At 26.6% G+C, this 20717-nt stretch carries 22 protein-coding genes; 12 read left to right on the top strand and 10 right to left on the bottom strand.

What is annotated here, in order from left to right:
- From ACTT90_RS06570 to ACTT90_RS06560, 3 genes are all read right to left on the bottom strand, one after another.
- The coding region (locus tag ACTT90_RS06570) for a hypothetical protein (protein ID WP_440937977.1) at nt 1-483 on the bottom strand (483 nt) is incomplete at its 3' end.
- Between the two features lie 4 nt (nt 484-487).
- Entirely contained in the window at nt 488-1573 is a 1086-nt protein-coding gene (locus ACTT90_RS06565; RefSeq protein ID WP_440937976.1) for an LptF/LptG family permease, read from the bottom strand.
- Nucleotides 1574-2695 carry an LptF/LptG family permease gene (locus ACTT90_RS06560; protein WP_440937975.1) on the bottom strand — a complete coding sequence of 374 codons (1122 nt, stop codon included), beginning with the start codon at nt 2693-2695 and terminating at the stop codon, nt 1574-1576.
- Between the two features lie 67 nt (nt 2696-2762).
- Between ACTT90_RS06560 and ACTT90_RS06555 the strand changes: the two genes are divergently transcribed.
- Together ACTT90_RS06555 and ndk are read left to right on the top strand one after the other, a co-directional pair.
- Nucleotides 2763-4226 (top strand): leucyl aminopeptidase, encoded by a 1464-nt coding sequence (locus ACTT90_RS06555; RefSeq protein WP_440937974.1) that lies wholly within the window; start codon nt 2763-2765, stop codon nt 4224-4226.
- Entirely contained in the window at nt 4219-4629 is a 411-nt protein-coding gene (ndk, locus tag ACTT90_RS06550; protein WP_440937973.1) for a nucleoside-diphosphate kinase, read from the top strand. The genes ACTT90_RS06555 and ndk overlap by 8 nt, the downstream gene beginning before the upstream one ends.
- Here ndk and purN read toward each other — a convergent pair.
- Nucleotides 4619-5203 carry a phosphoribosylglycinamide formyltransferase gene (gene purN / locus ACTT90_RS06545; protein WP_440937972.1) on the bottom strand — a complete coding sequence of 195 codons (585 nt, stop codon included), beginning with the start codon at nt 5201-5203 and terminating at the stop codon, nt 4619-4621. The two genes, ndk and purN, sit on opposite strands and share 11 nt — an antisense overlap.
- A complete protein-coding gene (purM, locus tag ACTT90_RS06540; protein WP_440937971.1) occupies nt 5181-6215 on the bottom strand; it encodes a phosphoribosylformylglycinamidine cyclo-ligase in 1035 nt (344 codons plus the stop codon). The genes purN and purM overlap by 23 nt, the downstream gene beginning before the upstream one ends.
- 10 nt (nt 6216-6225) lie before the next feature.
- Here purM and ACTT90_RS06535 point away from each other — a divergent pair, with 10 nt between their 5' ends.
- Genes ACTT90_RS06535 through aspS form a run of 3 tightly spaced genes read left to right on the top strand, consistent with a single transcriptional unit; the run spans nt 6226 to nt 9739 of the window.
- On the top strand, nt 6226-7296 hold the full coding sequence (locus ACTT90_RS06535) for a hypothetical protein (RefSeq protein ID WP_440937970.1): 1071 nt from the start codon (nt 6226-6228) through the stop codon (nt 7294-7296).
- Nucleotides 7293-7958, top strand: coding sequence for a DNA replication protein (locus ACTT90_RS06530; RefSeq protein WP_440937969.1), 666 nt, complete (start codon nt 7293-7295; stop codon nt 7956-7958). The genes ACTT90_RS06535 and ACTT90_RS06530 overlap by 4 nt, the downstream gene beginning before the upstream one ends.
- Nucleotides 7955-9739 (top strand): aspartate--tRNA ligase, encoded by a 1785-nt coding sequence (aspS, locus tag ACTT90_RS06525; RefSeq protein ID WP_440937968.1) that lies wholly within the window; start codon nt 7955-7957, stop codon nt 9737-9739. The genes ACTT90_RS06530 and aspS overlap by 4 nt, the downstream gene beginning before the upstream one ends.
- Here aspS and ACTT90_RS06520 read toward each other — a convergent pair whose 3' ends face one another.
- Nucleotides 9740-10564 (bottom strand): TSCPD domain-containing protein, encoded by an 825-nt coding sequence (locus ACTT90_RS06520; protein ID WP_440937967.1) that lies wholly within the window; start codon nt 10562-10564, stop codon nt 9740-9742.
- 108 nt (nt 10565-10672) lie between these two features.
- Between ACTT90_RS06520 and ACTT90_RS06515 the strand changes: the two genes are divergently transcribed.
- Both ACTT90_RS06515 and ACTT90_RS06510 read left to right on the top strand, forming a co-directional pair.
- The gene (locus ACTT90_RS06515; protein ID WP_440937966.1) at nt 10673-11032 is read left to right on the top strand and encodes an NADH-ubiquinone oxidoreductase subunit NDUFA12 family protein; all 360 of its coding nucleotides are present in this window, start codon (nt 10673-10675) and stop codon (nt 11030-11032) included.
- Nucleotides 10995-11381 carry a DUF2155 domain-containing protein gene (locus ACTT90_RS06510; RefSeq protein ID WP_440937965.1) on the top strand — a complete coding sequence of 129 codons (387 nt, stop codon included), beginning with the start codon at nt 10995-10997 and terminating at the stop codon, nt 11379-11381. The genes ACTT90_RS06515 and ACTT90_RS06510 overlap by 38 nt, the downstream gene beginning before the upstream one ends.
- On the opposite strand, the gene accC is transcribed toward ACTT90_RS06510, so the two are convergent.
- Genes accC through aroQ form a run of 3 tightly spaced genes read right to left on the bottom strand, consistent with a single transcriptional unit; the run spans nt 11378 to nt 13585 of the window.
- Nucleotides 11378-12715, bottom strand: a complete 1338-nt coding sequence (gene accC, locus ACTT90_RS06505) for an acetyl-CoA carboxylase biotin carboxylase subunit (protein ID WP_440937964.1) — start codon at nt 12713-12715, stop codon at nt 11378-11380. The two genes, ACTT90_RS06510 and accC, sit on opposite strands and share 4 nt — an antisense overlap.
- Nucleotides 12715-13152, bottom strand: coding sequence for an acetyl-CoA carboxylase biotin carboxyl carrier protein (gene accB / locus ACTT90_RS06500; protein WP_440937963.1), 438 nt, complete (start codon nt 13150-13152; stop codon nt 12715-12717). The genes accC and accB overlap by 1 nt, the downstream gene beginning before the upstream one ends.
- Nucleotides 13139-13585, bottom strand: coding sequence for a type II 3-dehydroquinate dehydratase (aroQ, locus tag ACTT90_RS06495; protein WP_440937962.1), 447 nt, complete (start codon nt 13583-13585; stop codon nt 13139-13141). Before aroQ ends, accB begins: the two co-directional genes overlap by 14 nt.
- A 17-nt stretch (nt 13586-13602) precedes the next feature.
- On the opposite strand from aroQ, the gene thiS reads away from it, so the two are divergent.
- Together thiS and ACTT90_RS06485 are read left to right on the top strand one after the other, a co-directional pair.
- Nucleotides 13603-13821: a sulfur carrier protein ThiS gene (gene thiS / locus ACTT90_RS06490; protein ID WP_440937961.1), complete on the top strand. Its 219-nt coding sequence runs from the start codon at nt 13603-13605 to the stop codon at nt 13819-13821.
- A gap of 1 nt (nt 13822) precedes the next feature.
- Nucleotides 13823-14596 carry a thiazole synthase gene (locus tag ACTT90_RS06485; protein WP_440937960.1) on the top strand — a complete coding sequence of 258 codons (774 nt, stop codon included), beginning with the start codon at nt 13823-13825 and terminating at the stop codon, nt 14594-14596.
- On the opposite strand, the gene ACTT90_RS06480 is transcribed toward ACTT90_RS06485, so the two are convergent.
- On the bottom strand, nt 14589-16394 hold the full coding sequence (locus tag ACTT90_RS06480) for an Rne/Rng family ribonuclease (RefSeq protein WP_440937959.1): 1806 nt from the start codon (nt 16392-16394) through the stop codon (nt 14589-14591). The genes ACTT90_RS06485 and ACTT90_RS06480 overlap by 8 nt on opposite strands.
- 96 nt (nt 16395-16490) lie before the next feature.
- Between ACTT90_RS06480 and ACTT90_RS06475 the strand changes: the two genes are divergently transcribed.
- From ACTT90_RS06475 to ACTT90_RS06465, 3 genes are all read left to right on the top strand, one after another.
- A complete protein-coding gene (locus ACTT90_RS06475; RefSeq protein WP_440937958.1) occupies nt 16491-18827 on the top strand; it encodes a penicillin-binding protein 1A in 2337 nt (778 codons plus the stop codon).
- A protein-coding gene (gene prfB / locus ACTT90_RS06470) for a peptide chain release factor 2 (RefSeq protein ID WP_440937957.1) occupies nt 18827-19925 on the top strand; the annotation gives its coding sequence in 2 pieces (ribosomal slippage) (nt 18827-18880 and nt 18882-19925; 1098 coding nt in all). The genes ACTT90_RS06475 and prfB overlap by 1 nt, the downstream gene beginning before the upstream one ends.
- 31 nt (nt 19926-19956) lie before the next feature.
- Nucleotides 19957-20717, top strand: a 761-nt coding sequence (locus ACTT90_RS06465) for a hypothetical protein (RefSeq protein WP_440937956.1), incomplete at its 3' end; no start/stop codon positions are given.

Genomic DNA, 20717 nt, shown 5'->3' with positions numbered 1-20717 from the left:
CAATATAAATTTATCTTTATTTCTAAACTTTAGATCAGAGGTTCTAACTTTATAAATTTCACCAATATTTATTCTGGTTTTATTTTTTGAAATAATTTCATCTTGTTTTAATGAATAAACTATATGATCTGAATAAATCTTAATATTATTTTCTTTTTCTGTGACAACAACATTTTTTGAAGCTACTATTATTTCTTTTAACTCCTCATATTTAAGAAAATTTGATGTAATTATTAAGTTATTCTCTTGGTCAATAATTTCTATATTACCTTTGGCTTCTAAAATCTTATTTTCTCTATCATAAAGCATTTCATCACTTTTAATAAAAACCTTTCCATTTATAACTGTCTGAGCATTACCTTTGCCAACTATCTGATTTCCATTTTTTAATGAATTAATTTCTATGGCTTCAAAATTAATTTTATCTGCAAAAACACTGGAAATTGATAAAAAAAAATAAAATATCAATACTAGTAATTTCATAATTCTATTTTTCATTTAGCCTCACTACTCCAATTAAAGATATTATAATTATTATAATAATTGGAAACCATACTGATAATATTACTGGCAATTTGCCATTAGCTCCTAAAACATTAGAAAAGTGGCTAATATAATATACTAATACTGAGAAAAAAATACCAACAAGTAAACTTAAAAAAATATTTTTTTTAAACTTTAAGTTAATCATAATTATTAGTGATATTATTGTCATTACTGTAAGTAAAAATGGTAATGAATAAATTCTGTGACTTTGAATGTCAATTTCCTCAGTAGAATAACCTATTATTTTGTAGTCTTTTTTTAAATTTAACAATTCTAAATAAGTAAGAGCAGTTAAATCTGAAAATAGATTATTAATCCTCTCAAAATTAAAATTACTTTTAAAAGTTGATTTTCTATATTCGTTAGAATTGTTTTCGCTATCTGTAATGATTGCATCAAACAATATCCAATTATAGTTTTCAACATCTACCTTCTGTGCAATAATATTTGTCTGGATTTCAAAATTATTGTTTAATTTTGTTATTGATGCATTGATAAGAAATTTTTCCTCTATTTTATCAGCATTTATGATAACAAAACCATCTTTTGAATTATCTTTTATCCAAATACCATTTTTTGTAATTACTGCTAAATATTTATTATCAGAAGTGTATTTATTTTTTATCTTTAAATATTGATTTTTGCAAACCGATGAGAAATTATATATAAAAATAATAATGAATATCCCCAATACAAAAGATGTTAAAGACAAAAATTTTAAAATTGAAAAGTTATCTAACCCAAATTGCCTTAGAGTATAGATTTCTCTACTTTCATACAAATTTATAAAAAAAAATTGCGTAGAAATTAAAAAAATAAAAGGCATCATTTCAATTAACAATGATGGAGCATTTAAAAAAGTTAATAACAAAGGTGTATAAAAACTAGTGTCATTATTGTCTTTCAAAAAATTTACTTCCTCTAATAAATTAAGGATCAGAACTAGAATAAAAAATACTCCAGAAACAGATATTATTTTCCTCAAAAATTGAGAAAACAAATATTTTTTATAAGTTTGGATAAACATTTAGTTTTTTTTAAATTTAAAGTTTAGAAAAGAATATATAAATATAAATAACAAAAAAGGTATTAAGGTATAAATGTATATATTGCTTATGTTTGAACTAGAATATCTTAAAGATATTTCTGAAATAATGATTATGAAGACACTTATTAAAAAAACTAAAGAGCTTTTTAGTCTATAATTTTTTTGGTCTTTATTAAAAATTAATATTAAAGATGAAGATAAGCCTATTAAAATTATAAAAATTGGTCCAAAAAATCTTTTTAAGAACTCTTCAATAATTGAGTTATCTATTTCGTTACTGCATCCTAAAAAAAAATCTATTTTCTTATTAACATTTTTAAATTCTCTAAGTTTATTGATACATTGAATTAAATCTAAAGAATTCATTTCTTGTATCTTTGGATGACTAATTGTATTCGAACTATATTTTGATAAGTCTAAATTGAATTCAGAAAAGTCTACTATATTTTGATTATTTTTTTTATTGTCAATTATTTTGCCATTAATTAAGACTATTTTATTCTTATTTTTTTGTGAAAAAATTTTACCTTTTTGAGCAATTATAATTTGACTATCATATTCATCTACCTTTTCTTTAATAATTATCTTGTAAAGGTTATTTCCCTCTTTCTTTTCAACAAAGATAGTTAAATTTTCTACGCTATCAATAAATTTTTTTTGTTTTAAAACCGAAGAAAACATGTCTACATTTGATGACCTGAAGTAAGATCTTCCTTTATCTAAGCTTTCTGGAACAACAGTTGTAGTTAAAGTAATTTGTAAAAGAAAATATAAAAAAGAAATTTGTAATATTAAATGAGCTAATTTTTTTTTGGTTACTCCGTTCATCCAATATATGACTAATTCATTATTAAGTTCATATCTTAGCAATGTGTAAAATAAAGATAACGCAAATATAAATGGTAAAATCTTACTAATAATTTTTGGTAAATTAAATAAAGTAAAAGAGAAATAGACTTTAAGACCATGGCCATCTTCAGAAATTAAATCTAGATAATTAACGGCCTGAATTATCCAAACAATTGTCGTTAAACAGATAATTGAAATTAAAAAAAAAACTCCTATGTCAATATTCAGTTTTCTAAATATTAATTTTTTCATTGAATTTGCTATTGTTAAGTCATATATAACACCATCAATTTCAGATTGAATCAAAAAATTTTATAAAATGATAAAATATAGCTTATTGAATAAACTTGATATTAAAAATAGCAAAAATATTACATTATTTTGTAATGAAAATTTTGAGATTTTTAATTTTAAAATTCTAGGATTTGCTAAAGAAAAACTCATTAAAAGTCTAATTCAAAATAACAAAGTAAAAAATAAAAAAATATTACTTATAAATTTAAATGATAAACAAAATATAATAGTTGCTAAGGTAAATAAAAATCAAAAATCTCTAGATAATGAGAAATTGGGAGCTGAATTTTATGATTTTATAAATTCAAACTCAATTCATGATATTTCTTTAATAAACAAAAATTTCCTAGAAAAAAGTTTAAAAGACAAATTTATTGATGAATTTTTTCATGGAATAGAATTAAAATCATACGAATTCAAAAAATATAAATCTAAAAAAAATGTTAACATTTTTAAATTTAATATAGCTTTACCAAAAGATAAAAAATTTAAACTTGATAAAACAAATAGGTTTAAATCTTTAATATCTGGAATTAATTTTACTAAAGATTTGGTTTCTGAGCCTGGAAATATTCTGCATCCTGACGAATATGCAAAAAGATTATACTCATTGAAGAGGTTAGGGCTAAAAGTAAATATTTTAGATGAAAAAAAACTGAAAAAATTAGGTATGAATTCTTTACTTGGAGTTGGTCAAGGAAGTATTAGAGGATCCTATCTGGTTTGCTTAGAGTGGAATGGAGCAAAAAATAGAAATAAGCCTTTAGCATTTGTAGGAAAAGGTGTTTGTTTCGACACTGGTGGGATTTCTTTAAAACCTGCTAAGTTTATGGAGGATATGACTTATGATATGGCTGGATCCGCAGTAGTGGTAGGATTGATGAAAAGTTTAGCTTTAAGGAAAGCTAAAGTTAATGCAGTAGGAGTAGTTGGACTAGTTGAAAATATGCCAGGAGGTAATGCACAAAGGCCAGGAGATATAATAAAATCATATAGTGGTAAAACTATTGAAATTTTAAATACTGATGCAGAGGGAAGATTAGTTTTAGCTGACGCTTTAACCTACACAGAAAAAAAATATAAACCAAAGTTTATTGTGGATTTAGCTACTTTGACTGGAGCTATAATTGTTTCTTTAGGATCAGAGTATGCCGGTCTGTTTTCTAATGATGATAAATTATCTAATCAACTTTATGAAGCTGGATTAAAGGTTGAGGAAAAAGTTTGGCGTATGCCATTGAATGAAAATTATAATAAATTAATTAATTCAAAAAATGCTGATATGCAAAATATCAATTATCAAGGTGGCGCAGGATCAACAACTGCGGCACAGTTTTTACAGAGATTTATTTTGAATAAAACACCATGGGCACATTTAGATATAGCTGGCATGGCTTTTTCAAAATATAATGGTGCCTTAAACTCATGGGGCGCAACAGGTTTTGGGGTGAGATTATTAAATAAACTAATAGAGGATAATTATGAGTAATATTGAGCAGACTTTATCAATCATTAAGCCAGATGCAGTTGAGCGAAATCTTGATAATGAAATTAAAGAAATGTTTAAAAATAATGGATTTAAGATAGTAAATGAGAAAAAAATCCAAATAGAAAAAGCAGAGGCTGAAAAATTTTACAAGGTGCATGAAACCAAACCATTTTATAACGACCTTTGTACCTATCTGTCATCTGGCCCGATAGTTGTTATGATTTTGGAAAAAGAAAATGCCGTTTTAGCTAATAGAGATTTAATGGGAGCAACCAATCCAAAAGATGCAGTTGAAGGAACTATAAGAAAAAAATATGGTATTTCGATAGATAAAAATTCAGTTCATGGATCTGATAGTATTGATAACGCAAAAATTGAAATAGATTTTTTTTTTAAAGACTAGAAATAACTTTGTTTAAGGCAAGAGGATAAATTTTATGTTCTTGCCTTAATATTTTTTTGGCTAAAATTTTAGCAGTATCTTTCTTATTAATTTTTATTTTTCTTTGTAAAATTTTTTTACCCGAATCTAATTTTGCGTTTACAAAATGCACAGTACAACCCGAATATTTCTCATTATTATCTAGAGCTTTTTGATGTGTGTTCAAACCTTTATATTTTGGTAATAGGGATGGATGAATATTGATTATTTTTCCACGATAACTCTTAACAAAAGTGTTTGATAATATTTTCATGAAACCAGCCAAACATACTATTTTAATATTATTTAGCTTAAGGTATTTTAACGACTTTATTTCTGCATTTTTTCTATTTTTGTAATTAAGAATTTCGTAAGGAATTTTAAATTTTTTTGCGAATTTAAGTCCACCAGCATTTTTTTTGTCAGAAAAAACATATTTAATAATATATTTCGAATTCTTTAATCGCGAGTATTTGATTAGGTTTAATAAGTTTGATCCAGTTCCTGATATAAAGACAGCAATATTTACTTTTTTAAGACCAGTTGATCTTGGCATTTAATTTTACTCTACTTTGACTATTCATTTTTGAAATTTTACCAATCACATAAGGCTTAAATTTTTTATCAAAAAAGGCTTGAATTTTTTTAATTTTTTTTGGATTTATGATTAAACAGAAACCAACTCCACAATTAAATGTTTTAAGCATTTCTTTATCACTTATTCCCTGTTTTTTTAACCAGCTAAAAATTTTTTTAACTTTAATTTTATTTAAATCTATTTCAGCAGATAAATTTGAAGGAATCACTCTCTTTAAATTATCAGAGATCCCACCACCTGTTATATTTGCACAACCATTGATTAAATTATTGTTAAGTAAATTTAAAATTTCTTTAACATAGATTTTAGTTGGCTTTAATAATTCTTTACTTAAGTATCTATCTTTCTTTAGGTTAATTTTTTTTTCTTTTAAAACCTGTCTTACCAAAGAATACCCATTTGAATGGACTCCACTTGAAGGAATTGATAAAATTAAATCTCCTTTTTTAATTTTATTTTTATTTAGTATCCTATTTTTTTCTACTACACCCACAGCAAAACCTGCTATATCAAATTTATCTTTTTCGTAAGTTTCTGGCATCTCAGCAGTTTCACCACCAACTAGTTCACAATTAGATATAGCACAACCTTTAACTATACCTTTGATGATGGATTTAAGTTTTGATGAATTTACCTTATTGATTGATATATAATCTAAAAAAATCAAAGGTGCCGCACCTTGAACAATCAAATCATTTACACTCATTGCAACCAAATCAATACCTATAGTATTAAATTTGTTCAAAGTATTTGCTATTTCTATTTTTGTTCCAACACCATCTGTACAAGCTACAATCTGTGGGTTTTTGAATTTTTTTGGAATATCAGTTATTGATCCAAAACCACCAATGTTAGATAACTTTTTTTTGCCTTTTTTGTTTGTATTTAATTGTGAAATAAATTTAACAAAATTATCTGCGGCAGCAATATTTACTCCGCTTTTTTTATAGGTTAAGTTTTTTGAAACCATTTTTTAAAATATGAACTTAAAATTATATATTATTCAAAAATATGTATATCTATTTTTATTATTATTTTCTTTAAGTTATTTTTTTTTATCCACAAATAATGCTTTTTCAAAAAATTTAAAAATTGAAAATATTGAAATTACGAAGAAATTTGATCAAAAATTTAATAGAGATAAGGTTATAGATGAAGGATTTAATTTGGCATTTAAAGAGTTAATATTCATGCTAGTTCAATCTCAAGATCATTCAAAAATAAAAAATATAACTTTAGAAAGCATTAAAATTTTAATTGAAAACTTCTCAATCAAGGAAGAGAAATTTCTTAACAATATTTATTATGTGTCACTAGATGTGGAGTTCAGTAAAAGAAAAATATTTAGTTTGTTAGAAAAAAAAAATGTTTTTCCCGCCTTACCAAAAAGGAAGAAAGTGATGTTTGTTCCAATTTTAATTGATGAGGAAAAGAATGACATTGTTCTATTTTCAGAAAGTGAAATTTATAATAACTGGATTAGAAATAACGATAAAAAAGATTTATTAGAATATATTTTGCCCAATGAAGATTTGGAAGATATTAATATTATAAAAGAAAACTATTCTGATTTAGAAGACTATGACTTTAATGATATAATAAAAAAATATTCTTTGAAAAGTTATATAATTTCTTTATTTTACAAAAATTCTAAAAAAGTTAGAGTTTTATCTAAAGTAAATTTTAATAATCGCCTAATTTTAGACAATCAATATTTTGAAAATTACAAATCAGAGGATGAATTAAATAATTTAATAAAAGTCACAAAAATAAGATTTAATGATTTATGGAAGAAAGAAAATCAAATAAATACATCAATTAAACTTCCTTTAATCATTGGTATTGATTTGAATGATCATAAAAAGATAAAAGATTTTGAAAAAATAATTGATGAATTAGATTTAGTCTCTAGTTTTTCTATTTCAAAAATAGATGATAAAAAAATTTATTATACATTAATTTATAATGGCACACCTAAAGCATTCATAAATAATATTGAAAATTTTGGACATAAGGTTGATTTTAAAAATAAGATTTGGAATCTGCGATGACAGATTTAAATCAATTGATTTTAGAATTTGAATTTAAAGAAAATTTTAAGGATCAGGATTTTTATGTCTCAAATAGTAACAAACAAGCTTATAAATTAATTAAGGTTTGGCCCAAGTGGGAAAAAAAATTCCTTAATATTTGTGGAGTTAAATTTAGTGGTAAAACACATTTAATAAATATTTTTCAAAAAAATTTTCAAGCTATAAAGATTGAAGCATGTGAACTAAATAATAATTTCTTAAATCAAGCTAAGCTAAATAAAAATGTTATAATTGAAAATATTGATGAAAATACAAATGTTGAACTTCTTTATAGTATTTATAATATAGTAGACATAGAAGATAAATTTCTAATTACCACTTCCAATATCCCAATTTCTGAAATCAATTTTAATTTAAAAGATTTAAGATCAAGATGTGGTAATTTCGTTATTTCAAAAATTTTAAATCCAGATGATGATTTAGTTTACGCATTAATAATAAAAAATCTTTCAGATAGACAAATATTAATTGATAAAAAATTAGTAGATTACATCGTAAAAAGAATAACGAGATCTTATGGAAAAATTTCGGATTTCATATATAAGATCGATCAAATTAGCTTAAAAGAAAAAAAATCTATAGATTTTAAAATTATTAAAAAAGCATTGGAGATGAATTGAGTAAGTATAGGACACACACATGCAGTCAGTTAACTAAAAAAGAAGTTGGATCAAAAGTAAAAATTTCTGGATGGATTAACAAAAAAAGAGATCATGGAAATTTATTGTTTGTTGACTTAAGAGACAACTATGGAATTACCCAGTGTATTATCGACCAGGAAAATAAAAATTTTAAAGAAATTGAAAAATTACAGTTAGAAACAGTTGTTAAAATAGAAGGCTCTGTTTTGGAAAGAACCACTGAGACTATTAATAAAGAAATACTCACAGGTGAAATTGAGGTTTCAATAGATGAATTTGAAGTTCTTGGAACTTGTAAAGAGTTACCTATGCCAGTTTTTAGTGATCAAGAATATGCAGAAGAAATAAGATTAAAGTATAGGTTTTTAGATTTAAGAAGAAAAAAAATTCATGAAAATATTTTATTAAGATCTAAAGTTATTTCATTTATTAGAGAGCAAATGAATAAGTTTGGTTTTTTAGAATTTCAAACACCAATTTTAACTTCATCAAGCCCAGAGGGTGCAAGAGATTTTTTAGTTCCTAGCAGACTAAATCCTGGAAAATTTTATGCTTTGCCACAAGCGCCTCAACAATTTAAACAGTTAATAATGGTTTCAGGTTTTGACAGATATTTTCAAATAGCACCTTGTTTTAGAGATGAAGATGCTCGTGCTGATAGAAGTCCTGGGGAGTTTTATCAGCTAGATCTAGAAATGTCATTTGTTGAACAAGAAGATGTTTTTAAAGTTGTTGAAGAGTTATTGATAAATACTTTTAAAAAATTTTCAGATAAAAAAATGTTATTTGAAATATTTCCAAGAATTTCATACGACGAAGCTATGTTAAAATATGGTTCAGATAAACCAGATTTAAGAAATCCTTTAGTTATTAATGACATAACTGAGATCTTTAGTAGAGACGATGTATCATTTGAAATTTTTAAGAAGTTAGTAAAAAACGGTTCTTTAGTCAGATGTATTGTAACCAAAAATACAAAAGAAAAGCCTCGGAGTTTTTTTGATGGAATTGATAAGTGGGCAAAAGATCAAGGTTGGGCCGGATTAGCTTATTTTACTCTTGAACAAGACAAAGAAATTACAGCAAAAGGTCCAGTAGGAAAATTTTTTAAAGAAGAAGCTTTAAAAGAATTAATGAAAATAACGAATGCAGAAGTAGGGGACAGTATATTTTTTGCATGTAACAAAAAAGACGAAATTGAAAAAATTACTGCACAAGCAAGAGAAAAAATAGCTAGTGATTTACAATTAATAGATGAAAACATTTTTGCTTTTTGTTGGATAGTTGATTATCCAATGTTTGAAATTGATGAGAGTAATGGCCAAATAGGATTTAGTCATAATCCTTTCTCAATGCCACAGGGTAATTTAGAAACACTAAATTTTGAAAAACCTTTAGAAATGAAAGCTTATCAGTATGATATTGTTTGTAATGGTATTGAGTTATCATCTGGTGCTATTCGAAATCACAAGCCTGAATTAATGTATAAATTATTTTCAATAGCTGGTTATACTAAAGAACAAGTAGATGAGAAATTTAGCGGCATGATTAATGCATTGAGTTATGGTGCACCTCCTCATGGTGGTATTGCGCCAGGAATAGATAGAATAGTTATGCTTTTAGCAAACGAAAAGAATATACGAGAAGTAACAATGTTCCCTATGAATCAAAATGCTCAAGATCTCATGATGAATGCACCATCAGAAGTAAGTGAAAATCAACTTAAAGAATTAAATTTATCTTTAAAAAAAAGAAATTAGTTATTTCTTCCCTTTAAGACTAATTTTAACATCTGACAAATCAACCAGATTTTTTTTATAATTATTTCTGACAAAACCTTTACTTGTCATATCTTTCATAATTTTTAGTAACTGATTTTGACCTTCATTTTCTTGCTCATCTATTGAAATACTGTCTGAGCTTCCAATTGACGGAGTGTGAGCTAGGTCTTCTCTATTTTGATAAGAAATTGCAAGTTCTCTAAAGATATAATCTAAAATTGAAGATGCGCTTAAAATTCTATCATTACCATAAACTTTACCAGAAGGTTCAAATTTAGTTCCCACAAACGCATTAATAAATTCATCAAGGGGAACCCCATATTGAAGACCTAAAGAAACAGCAATTGCAAAATTATTCATTAATGCTTTAACCAATTCACCTTCTTTACTCGTATCAATAAAAATCTCACCAATTTTACCATCTTCGTATTCTCCAGTATGTAAATAAACTTTATGGTCTCCAATAGTTGCTTTTTGAATGTAACCTTTTCTTCTATCGGGCATACTTAATCTTTTTCCAGATTTTTCGGAAGTTTTGGAAAATATATTTTGTTGAAGGTTTTTTTCAGTTAATTTTGAATCATCTTTTTTAGCAACAATATTTATCTTTTTTTCTTCAACGACTTTATTATTTTTTGGATCTAAATTTTTTGTTTTTCTGTTGTCAAGCTTGACATCTAAGACTTCAAATTTTCCATCGTCTCTTTTTTCAAGATTTTTTAATTCATTTTCATTTATGTCATCAAGATAATGATTAACCTTAAATGTACACGTGTAATATGTTTCAACTAAATATTTTGCCATTTTTCCTCTATTAATAAAAATTGTTTGAAAATCGATTCAATTAATTTATATACATTATAATCTTTTAGTCTAATTTAATTTATACAATTTAAAATTGAAAATTTATAAATGATATCTTTACTTCAAAAAATTTTTACTTGGTGGAATCGAGATACTTTTGGAACAAGATTGAAAACTTTGATTAGTGGTAGACTTGTTGGTCAAGATTCATTCGGAAATAAATATTATGAAAATAAAAAAGGTGAACGATGGGTAATTTACGCTAATGAAATAGATGCATCAAAAATCCCTGTAGAGTGGTATTCTTGGATCCATCATACGCCTAACAAAATCCAAAATGAACATGAACTTAAAAAATATTCTTGGCAAAAACCTCATCAACCTAATCTTACAGGTACTAAAGAAGCTTATTATCCAAACAAAGATAAAGATGAACCTGAAAAAAAATATAAAAGTTGGCTTAATTAGTATTGCCCTTTTAATTACTTCTATTTCTTTAGGAAATTCCAATACAAATCTTGAAGGAAGTTATACAGAAATTAAAATTTTAAATAAAATCAGTTCAAAAAATACTTCATTAGAATTAGAAAATAACAAAGAAATAGCTTTTGATGATTTATTGATTAAAAGTATAAAGTGTAAAAATTCTGAGTTTGATGATGATCCTGAAATAATTGCCTATATTCAAGTTATTGATCAAAGTATAACTAATAATAATGAAGTTTTTGTATTTAATGGTTGGATGTTTTCATCAAGTCCTTCGATCAACCCTTTTGATCATCCAGTATACGATATATGGCTTACAAGTTGTTACTAAATTACTTTTTCGTTATCTAGCCAACCAACATTATAGTCTGAATTTAAAAATTTTTCATGATTAAGAAGTTTTTTATGAAGTGGAATGGTTGTTGTAATGCCTTCAATCACAAACTCATCTAAAGATCTATTCATCCTTTGAATTGCTTCAGTTCTATTTCGACCATGACAAATTAGCTTACAAATCATGCTGTCATAAAATGGTGTCACTTTATAACCTTGAAATATTGCGCCATCTACTCTTGTTCTAAATCCTGATGGTTGATGACACATACCAATGGTTCCAGGAGAGGGTTGAAAGTTTTTACTAGCATCTTCCGCATTAATCCTACATTCAATTGCATGTCCTCTTGGGTTTATATCTTTTTGTTCTAATGCAGTTTCTCCACTGAAGGCGATCCAAATTTGCTCTTTTATAATATCTATACCAGTCACCATTTCACTAACTGGGTGTTCAACTTGAACACGTGTGTTCATTTCTAAAAAATAAAACTTCCCATCCTCATAGATAAATTCAACAGTCCCAGCTCCTTGATATCCAATTTTCTCTACCATTTTCACAGTTTTCTCAAATAAATCTTTCCTTATTTTATCTGTCAGAACTGGACTTGGAGTTTCTTCAATTAGCTTTTGATGTCTTCTTTGAACCGAACAATCTCTTTCATGCAAATGAACAGTTCTATTTTTTCCAGCTAAAATTTGAACTTCTATGTGTCTAGGATTTTGAAAAAATTTTTCAATATAAACTTCATCATTACCGAAATATTTTTGTGCTTCTGATTTTGCAGTAGAAAAAAGTGTTTCAAATTCCTCTTCTCTCTTTACAATTTTCATTCCTTTACCACCACCACCACCAGATGCTTTTATCAAAACTGGAAATCCAATTTTTTTACACAAATCTTTAGCTTCTTTAATATCGGTTACGCCACCTTCAGATCCTTCTATTACTGGAAGTCCATTTTCTTTTGCTATTCTCTTTGCTTGAATTTTATCACCCATCATTTCAATATGTTTTGCTGAGGCACCAATAAAAGCTATATTGTTTTCTTCAAGGACTTTAGCAAAATTAGAATTTTCTGATAAAAAACCATATCCAGGATGAACAGCGTCTGCATTTGTAATTTCTATTGCGGACATTAAAGCAGGGATGTTTAAATAGCTGTTTGCTGGTTGATGAGAACCAATGCATACACTTTCATCAGCTAGTCTTACATGCATGCTATCTCTGTCGACATCTGAATGAACAGCAACAGTAGATATACCCCATTCTTTACAAGCTCTTATAATTCTAACTGCAATTTCCCCACGGTTTGCAATTAAAATTTTCTTAAACATTATTCTACTATGATAATTGTTTGACCAAACTCTACTGGTTGACCATCTTCAACACAAATTTCTTTAATAACACCATCAGCCGTAGAAGGCACATGGTTCATTGTTTTCATTGCTTCTACAATCATGACTGTGTCACCTTTTTTTATTTTTTTTCCAATTTCTACAAATTTCTTAGCTCCAGGTTCTGGAGCATGATACGCTGTCCCAATAATTGGAGATGTAACTTTTGTACCAGAAGTTGATTGTTGTAAGTTAGCATCATTTTTTGAATTTTCAGCTGTTGATGTTGCCTGAATTGGTGCGGTAGCAGCTGTTATAGTAGCTGATGTTTTTGAAACTTTTATTTTTGTATCTTTGTCTGTATATTCAATTTCGGTCAAGTTAAATTCATTTAGATATTCACTTAACTCTTTTATGGTATCTTTATTTATTTTCATTTTGTAGCATCTTATGTAATCTAATTATGGCTAAAATATAACCTTCAGTACCTAGACCAAATATTCCACCAGTAACCACATCACTAATTAATGATTTTTTTCTAAATTCCTCTCTTTTATATATGTTAGAAATATGTAATTCAATAATTGGCTTATTTAAAATGTCCAAAGCATCTCTTATAGCAACAGAGGTATGTGTAAAACCAGCTGCATTTATAATCATTCCATCATATTTTTTTCTAGATTCTTGAATAACATCTACAATTTCACCTTCTACATTGGACTGAAAAAAATCTATTTCGAAACCAATCTTTTGTGCTTCAGCCTCACAATTTTCTTTTAATTGACTATAATTCATAGATCCATATTGTGATTGTTCTCTTTCTCCTAATAGATTAAGATTTGGTCCATTAACTATTATTATTCTATTCATTAATAGCTTTATACATTATGAAAAAAGTAAAAAAAATAAAAATTAAGATTAATGGAAAAAATATTTTTATTAAAGATAAAGAAAATTTATCAAAAATTTTAAAAAATTTCAAAATTCCAATTAAAAAAGTTGCAATTGAACTGAATAGAGAGATTATTAATAAAAAAAAATTAGATTCAATCAAAGTTAAAAAAAATGATATTATTGAAATAGTTCATTTTATTGGCGGTGGATAACATGAAAAATGATAATTTGATAATTGCTAAAAAAAAATTTAAATCCAGGCTTATAGTTGGGACTGGAAAATATCAAAATATGAATGAGTGCGCAAAAACTATAAAATTATCAGGTGCTGAAATAGTTACTGTCGCTGTTAGAAGGGTAAATATATCAGATAAATCTAAACCTTTATTAATGGATTATATAGATCCAAAAAAAATTACATATCTTCCAAATACGGCTGGATGTTTTACATCTGATGACGCGCTCAGAACTTTAAGATTAGCCAGAGAGATTGGAGGGTGGAAGCTTGTAAAACTTGAAGTGTTAGGAGATAAAAAAAACTTATATCCGGATATGATAGAAACTCTAAAATCTACTGAAGTTTTATCTAAAGAAGGATTTAAAGTAATGGTTTATTGTACAGACGATCCGCTTATGGCTAAACGGTTGGAAAACGTTGGAGCGTGTGCAATTATGCCCTTAGCTGCACCAATAGGATCAGGATTAGGTATACAAAATAAAGTGAATATTAAAATAATTAGAAGTCAGACTAAATTACCATTAATTATAGACGCTGGACTAGGTCAAGCATCAGATGCCACAATTTCAATGGAATTGGGATGTGATGGAGTTTTAGTTAACACTGCAATTGCAAAAGCAAAAAATCCTTTTGATATGGCTTTAGCTTTTAAAAATGGTGTAATAGCTGGACGACAATCTTATTTATCAGGAAGAATAGACAAAACTTTGATGGGAAGTCCATCGTCACCAACAAAAGGTATTATTTAGTTTTTTTATAATATTTTTTTTTGTAAGTTTTTTTCTTTACAAACTTTCTAGCCTTTTTTACCTTTTTGTCTGACTTCACTTCATTATTAATCGTTTTTAAGTTTTTAAGTTTTTGAACACTTTCAATTAATTCAATAGTTTTTTTTGATTTATTTTTTAAATCAATTATGTATTCAGGAATAATTAAACTGTTATCTGCAATTATATCTATTTTAATTTTATTTTTCTTCTCAAAATAGTCTAAATCCTCAATATAATTTTCTTTTAAGAAATCAGAAATTCTTTCACATATTTTTAATTCCACAAATTTTGATTTACTTGTAACAGCTTTAATCTCAACTAACTTTAATATTTTTTGTGCAAATGACTCGTCTGTTAAAGTAATTTTCCATCTAACTGCACTCTCTCTTAATCTTTGTCTTGACATTTCGAGTAAACCAAAATTACTTATTCTTCCAATTTGAATTCTTGCTCTATCTGATCTACATTTTTCTTTTAGTCTTCTCTCTACTTGCCTTCTATTCCCATAATTAAGCATATCTATGAAGTCAATTATTATTAAACCTGATAAATCTCTTATCTTAATCTGTCTAGCAATTTCATCTGCAGCCTCTAAATTTGTATCTAGAGCGGTACTCTCAACATTTTTTTGCTTGATTGAACTCCCAGAATTTATATCTATTGATACCAATGCTTCTGTTGGATTTACAACAAGATATCCACCCGAGGTAAGTTTTATTTCAGAGTCGAATATTTGATTTAATTTCTGATCTATTTCTTCTTCGATAAATAAAGGCAACTTTCCTCTATATTTTTTTACTTTTTTTAAATTTGAAGGCATCATTAATTTCATAAAAGATTGAGCTTTCTTATAACCCTCATTACCTTCCACAATAATATTATTTGTATTTTCATCATACATATCTCTTAAAGTTCTTTTAATGATTTCACTTTCTTGATGAATTAAAGATGGGGCAATAGAATTTATTGCGTTATCTTTAATAGTATTCCACGTTTTTACCAATGTTTCTAAATCATGATTAATTTCATTTTTTGTCTTATTACTTCCCGCAGTTCTAACAATAAGACCCATTTCTTTTGGAATTACAATTTCATTAAGAATCGATCTAATTTTTTTTCTATCAATAGGATTAAAAATTTTTCTTGAAATACCACCTCCTTTTGGAGTATTTGGCATTAATACAATGTATTTACCAGCAATTGAGATAAAAGTGCTAAGAGCAGCACCTTTTTGACCTCGTTCATCCTTAATTACCTGAACTAAAATAACTTGATTAGGTTTAATTACTTCTTGTATTTTATATTTTTTAAATTTTGACGTATTTATTATCTTCGTTTTCTCGTTTTTTTTTTCTATCTCAGAATCTCCATCTACCTTATTACCATCTACATTAAATTCTTTAATCTCTACAGGATCATTATCATTGAGTTTTCCTTCAGCTAAATTTTCATTGTCAATTTCTTCAACTTCTTTAGATAACTGTTCTCTAATTTTTTCCTCCTCTTCTTTTATTTTTTCAAGATCGCTTTTAGGAAGCTGGTAATAATCTGATTGAATATCATTAAAAGATAAAAAGCCGTGCCTTTCTCTTCCGAAATCTACAAATGCAGCTTGTAGCGAAGGTTCAATTCTACTAACCTTACCTAAATAAATATTATTTTTTATTAAATCGCTTTTTTGACCTTCATACTCGTAATCCTCAATATGATTACCTGATTTGAGAACAACTCTAGTTTCATTAGGATGCGATGCATCAATGTATAAATTTTTTTCCATAAATTTTTACTGTTAATATTGATTAAATTAATATTCATAAAATTTTGTATTATAGCGCCTTATATTTAACAAATTACTTTATATAATGGAAACAAAATGAATAATTTAATAAAAAATACTCTAATTGTTTTAATAAGTATTTTGTTACTTTTTAGCATTATGCTTTTGAGTATTTTGTGGAATTTTTCAAACAAAATCCCTGATTACATGTTTTTGAAAAACTACAAACCTCCAGTTTCTAGCAAAGTTTATTCTGGAGATGGTACTCTAGTGGCGGATTTTTCACGAGAAAAAAGGATATTTGTGCCATACGAAGCTATTCCAGACAACGTGATAAATTCATTCTTATCAGCAGAAGATAAAAACTTTTTTTCTCATCCTGGTGTTGATGCTAAAGGAGTTTTACGAGCAGTAATAAATAATTTTTCAAATATTTTAAATTCTAGAAGATTAGAAGGAGCATCCACTATAACACAACAAGTGGCAAAAAATTTTTTACTATCTAATGAGGTAAGTTTAAATAGAAAAATTAAAGAAGCTATTTTGGCATTTCGTATTGAAAGAACTCTTTCAAAAGAAAGAATTTTAGAATTATATTTGAATCAGATTTACCTTGGAGGCGGAGCATATGGCGTGGCAGCAGCCAGCCTAGAATATTTTGATAAATCTATTAAAGATTTAAGCTATTCAGAGTCGGCATTATTAGCAGCTCTTCCAAAGGCTCCTAGTAGATATAACCCTTATAAAAATATTGATTTAGCTAAATACAGAAGAGACTTGGTATTAAGAAATTTATTTGAAAATAATTATATAAGTTTTCAAAAGTATAACGATTTTAAATTAGAAAAAATCATTTTAAAAAAAAATAAGAAAATATTTTTGGAGGACAGCCAATATTATATAGAAGATATTCGAAAAAAAATAATTGAAGATTTGGGTTATGATAAACTTTACAAACAAGGTTTTAATATAAACTCACCAATTGATTTAAACTTACAAAAGAAAGCAACAAATTCATTGAGAAAAGGGCTTATTGAGTATGATAAAAGAAAAGGTTGGAGAGGGCCAATATTAAATATAAAAAATTTTGATAAAGATTGGTCAAAAAATTTACTTAAATATAATTTAGAAAAATCAATAAATTGGAACCTTGCAATAATAAAAGATATAAATAATTTTTCAGCAATAGTGGAAACTGTAAATGGAATTGAAGGCACTATATACAATGATGATGTTGCATGGACAAAAAAAAATATTAATGAATTATTTAAAATTGGTGACATTATTTATGTAGAGCATATTCAACCAAATCTGTTCAGCTTAAGACAAGATCCAAAAATAAATGGTGGAATAGTTGTAATGGACCCATACACTGGAAGAGTTTTGGCTTTGAGTGGTGGTTTTAGTTTTAAAAAAAGCGAATTTAATAGATCAACACAAGCTTCAAGACAACCAGGGTCTGCATTTAAACCTTTTGTGTATGCACTAGCTTTAGAAAATGATTATACACCATCATCATTAATATTGGATGCACCTCTTGTACTAGATCAGGGAGAAGATTTAAAATTATGGAAACCTGAAAATTATGGAAAAAAATTTTATGGTCTTTCAACTTTAAGAAAAGGTTTAGAACAATCTAGAAATTTGATGACAGTTAGGGTGGCTCAAGAATTAGGACTTGATAAAATAATAAAGTTTTCAGAAAAACTTGGAATTTATGATAATCCTGATGAATTACTGTCAATATCATTAGGTTCAACAGAAACCACTTTATTAAAATTAACTTCTGCATATTCTGCGTTTGTTAATGGAGGGAAATTAGTTAATCCAATTATCATAGATAGAATTCAAGACAGTGAAGGAAATACAATACTAAATAATGATTTAAGAAAATGTTTAGATTGTAATGAAATATCTTATTTGAGCGATTATTATCCAAAAATTAAAGACAATTATAAACAAATTTTCTCTGAACAAACTGCTTATCAAATGACATCAATTTTAGAAGGTGTAATCCAAAGAGGAACAGGAAAAAAATTAAGAAATCTAAATCTTAATATAGGAGGAAAAACTGGAACAACAAATAATAATACGGATACATGGTTTATTGGTTTTACTTCTAATTTAGTGATAGGTGTTTATGTGGGAATGGATAATCCACAAACTTTGGGAAAAAATGAAACAGGTGCAAAAACTGCACTTCCAATATTTAAATACTTTTTAGAATCTGCCTTCAATAATTCAGAATCCAGACCATTTAAAGTTCCCAATGATATTATAATGATGGTTGTTGATCCAAATACTGGTCAAAAAGCTAAATTCTCAAACAGAAACACAATAATTGAAAATTACAAAAAAAAAGATATTGTGAATAATAGAGCAATCTCAGACATAAAAAACTTTGAAAATAACAAGATACTGAAATTTTATTAATGGAAAACGAAATTCAAAACTATCTAAATGATATAAAAAAAATTAATTTAAGAATTAAGGAGTATCTTTGATAAAAATCAAATCTTACTTAAACTTCAAAAATTTGAAAAAAAAATATTAGAAGCTGATTTTTGGCAAGATAAAAATAATTCTAAAAAAGTTCTTAAAGAAAAAAAATTATTTGATGAACTGTATTCATCATATAAAGATGTGAATTTAGAATTAAAAAATATAGAAGATTTTAATTCACTTGCTATTGAAGAAAATAATCAAGAAATCTTAAGTGATATATTACTTACCTTAAAAAAATTAAAAAAAAATGTCAAAGGAAATGAGATAAAATGTTTTCTATCTAATGAGGCAGACTCATTAGACTGTTACCTTGAAATACACGCTGGAGCAGGGGGAACTGAAAGTCAAGATTGGGCTGAGATGTTAAGAAGGATGTACATTAAATGGGCAGAAAGAAAAAAATTTGATGTGGGACTTATGAGTGAGCACAGAGGAGATGAGGCAGGTATAAAATCATCAACTATAAAAATAGAAGGTGATTATGTTTTTGGGTGGCTCAAAAAAGAGTCAGGTATCCATAGATTGGTGAGAATTTCACCTTTTGATTCTGGAGCTAGAAGACACACAAGTTTTGCAAGCATTTGGGTTTATCCAATAATTGATGATAATATAAAAATAGAAATTCAAGATAAAGATTTAAGAATTGATACCTATAGGTCGAGTGGTGCTGGAGGCCAACACGTAAATACTACAGATAGTGCAGTGAGAATTACACATTTGCCTACAAAGATTGTTGTTCAATGTCAAAACGAAAGATCTCAGCATAAAAATAAAGAAACTTGTATGAACATGCTAAAAGCAAGACTTTACGATCATGAATTAAAGAAAAAAGAACAAGAAAATCAAAATACACAAAATACAAAATCAGAGATAGGTTGGGGACACCAGATTAGGTCATATGTTTTACAACCTTATCAGTTAGTGAAAGATAATAGAACAAATTTTGAAAACACAAGCCCAGAAAAAGTTTTAGATGGGGAAATAGATGAATTTTTAGAAAAATCTCTTTATGGTTTAGATGGTTAGAAATATTTTTAGATTTATAATACTCGTTTTATTGATATCATTTGGAGCTATAGGCTATCTTTCAACAATTGGCCTAGAGACAACAAAATTTAACTCATTAATAAAATCTAATTTGAAAAATATTGATGATAGGCTTGATGTTGAGCTGAATGATGTAAAGTTAATTCTAAATCCAATTGAATTTAACTTGAATATTAAAACATTTGGTCCAGCTATTTTTTATAACGATAGAAAAATTGAACTAGAGTCTATTAAATCACAAATTTCATTGTCAAGTATAATAAATAAAAAAATTTCCTCTTCAAATTTAATAATTTCAACAAAATTAATCAATATTGAAAATGTAATTTCATTTTTAAAATCAATACAGAATGATCCAAAACTTCTAATCATTAATAAAATGATTAATAAAGGTTCCTTGAGAGCTGATTTAGAATTAAATTTCGATGAAGATGGTAAAATAAAAGATGATTACTTTTTTAGAGGTTTAGTAAAGGATGGAAATTTAAAATTACTAAATAGAAAACAAATAGATAATATTAATTTTACTTTTAAAGTTGAGAACGAAAAAACTTTATTAGGAGATGTAAAATTAAAATATGAGGATATAAAAATTAAATCTGATCAAATAAAGCTTAAAATTAAAGATAAAAAGATACTAATCGAAGGAGATTTGGAAACTAATGAAATTTCACTTAATAATGATGAGATTTCAAAATATCTTAATTTAAATATAAATAATCAACTAAAAAAAATTAATTTTTCATCTTTTAATACTTTAAAATTAAATAT

Origin of the sequence: Candidatus Pelagibacter sp., from assembly GCF_052049935.1 — a bacterium.
In the GTDB taxonomy this organism is placed as follows: Bacteria; Pseudomonadota; Alphaproteobacteria; order Pelagibacterales; family Pelagibacteraceae; genus Pelagibacter.
This window is presented reverse-complemented; position numbering and strand designations above follow the sequence as displayed.

Excerpts from the sequence above, each read along its gene's own strand:
- purN (WP_440937972.1), bottom strand. The coding sequence starts at position 5,203 with ATGCCAAGATCAACTGGTCTTAAAAAAGTAAATATTGCTGTCTTTATA.
- ACTT90_RS06480 (WP_440937959.1), bottom strand. The coding sequence starts at position 16,394 with ATGGAAAAAAATTTATACATTGATGCATCGCATCCTAATGAAACTAGA.
- ACTT90_RS06520 (WP_440937967.1), bottom strand. The coding sequence starts at position 10,564 with ATGGCAAAATATTTAGTTGAAACATATTACACGTGTACATTTAAGGTT.
- ndk (WP_440937973.1), top strand. The coding sequence starts at position 4,219 with ATGAGTAATATTGAGCAGACTTTATCAATCATTAAGCCAGATGCAGTT.
- accB (WP_440937963.1), bottom strand. The coding sequence starts at position 13,152 with ATGAAAATAAATAAAGATACCATAAAAGAGTTAAGTGAATATCTAAAT.
- ACTT90_RS06560 (WP_440937975.1), bottom strand. The coding sequence starts at position 2,695 with ATGAAAAAATTAATATTTAGAAAACTGAATATTGACATAGGAGTTTTT.
- thiS (WP_440937961.1), top strand. The coding sequence starts at position 13,603 with ATGAAAAAAGTAAAAAAAATAAAAATTAAGATTAATGGAAAAAATATT.
- ACTT90_RS06565 (WP_440937976.1), bottom strand. The coding sequence starts at position 1,573 with ATGTTTATCCAAACTTATAAAAAATATTTGTTTTCTCAATTTTTGAGG.
- accC (WP_440937964.1), bottom strand. The coding sequence starts at position 12,715 with ATGTTTAAGAAAATTTTAATTGCAAACCGTGGGGAAATTGCAGTTAGA.
- ACTT90_RS06530 (WP_440937969.1), top strand. The coding sequence starts at position 7,293 with ATGACAGATTTAAATCAATTGATTTTAGAATTTGAATTTAAAGAAAAT.
- ACTT90_RS06515 (WP_440937966.1), top strand. The coding sequence starts at position 10,673 with ATGATATCTTTACTTCAAAAAATTTTTACTTGGTGGAATCGAGATACT.
- ACTT90_RS06535 (WP_440937970.1), top strand. The coding sequence starts at position 6,226 with ATGAACTTAAAATTATATATTATTCAAAAATATGTATATCTATTTTTA.
- ACTT90_RS06475 (WP_440937958.1), top strand. The coding sequence starts at position 16,491 with ATGAATAATTTAATAAAAAATACTCTAATTGTTTTAATAAGTATTTTG.
- ACTT90_RS06485 (WP_440937960.1), top strand. The coding sequence starts at position 13,823 with ATGAAAAATGATAATTTGATAATTGCTAAAAAAAAATTTAAATCCAGG.
- ACTT90_RS06510 (WP_440937965.1), top strand. The coding sequence starts at position 10,995 with ATGAACCTGAAAAAAAATATAAAAGTTGGCTTAATTAGTATTGCCCTT.
- purM (WP_440937971.1), bottom strand. The coding sequence starts at position 6,215 with ATGGTTTCAAAAAACTTAACCTATAAAAAAAGCGGAGTAAATATTGCT.
- aroQ (WP_440937962.1), bottom strand. The coding sequence starts at position 13,585 with ATGAATAGAATAATAATAGTTAATGGACCAAATCTTAATCTATTAGGA.
- ACTT90_RS06555 (WP_440937974.1), top strand. The coding sequence starts at position 2,763 with ATGATAAAATATAGCTTATTGAATAAACTTGATATTAAAAATAGCAAA.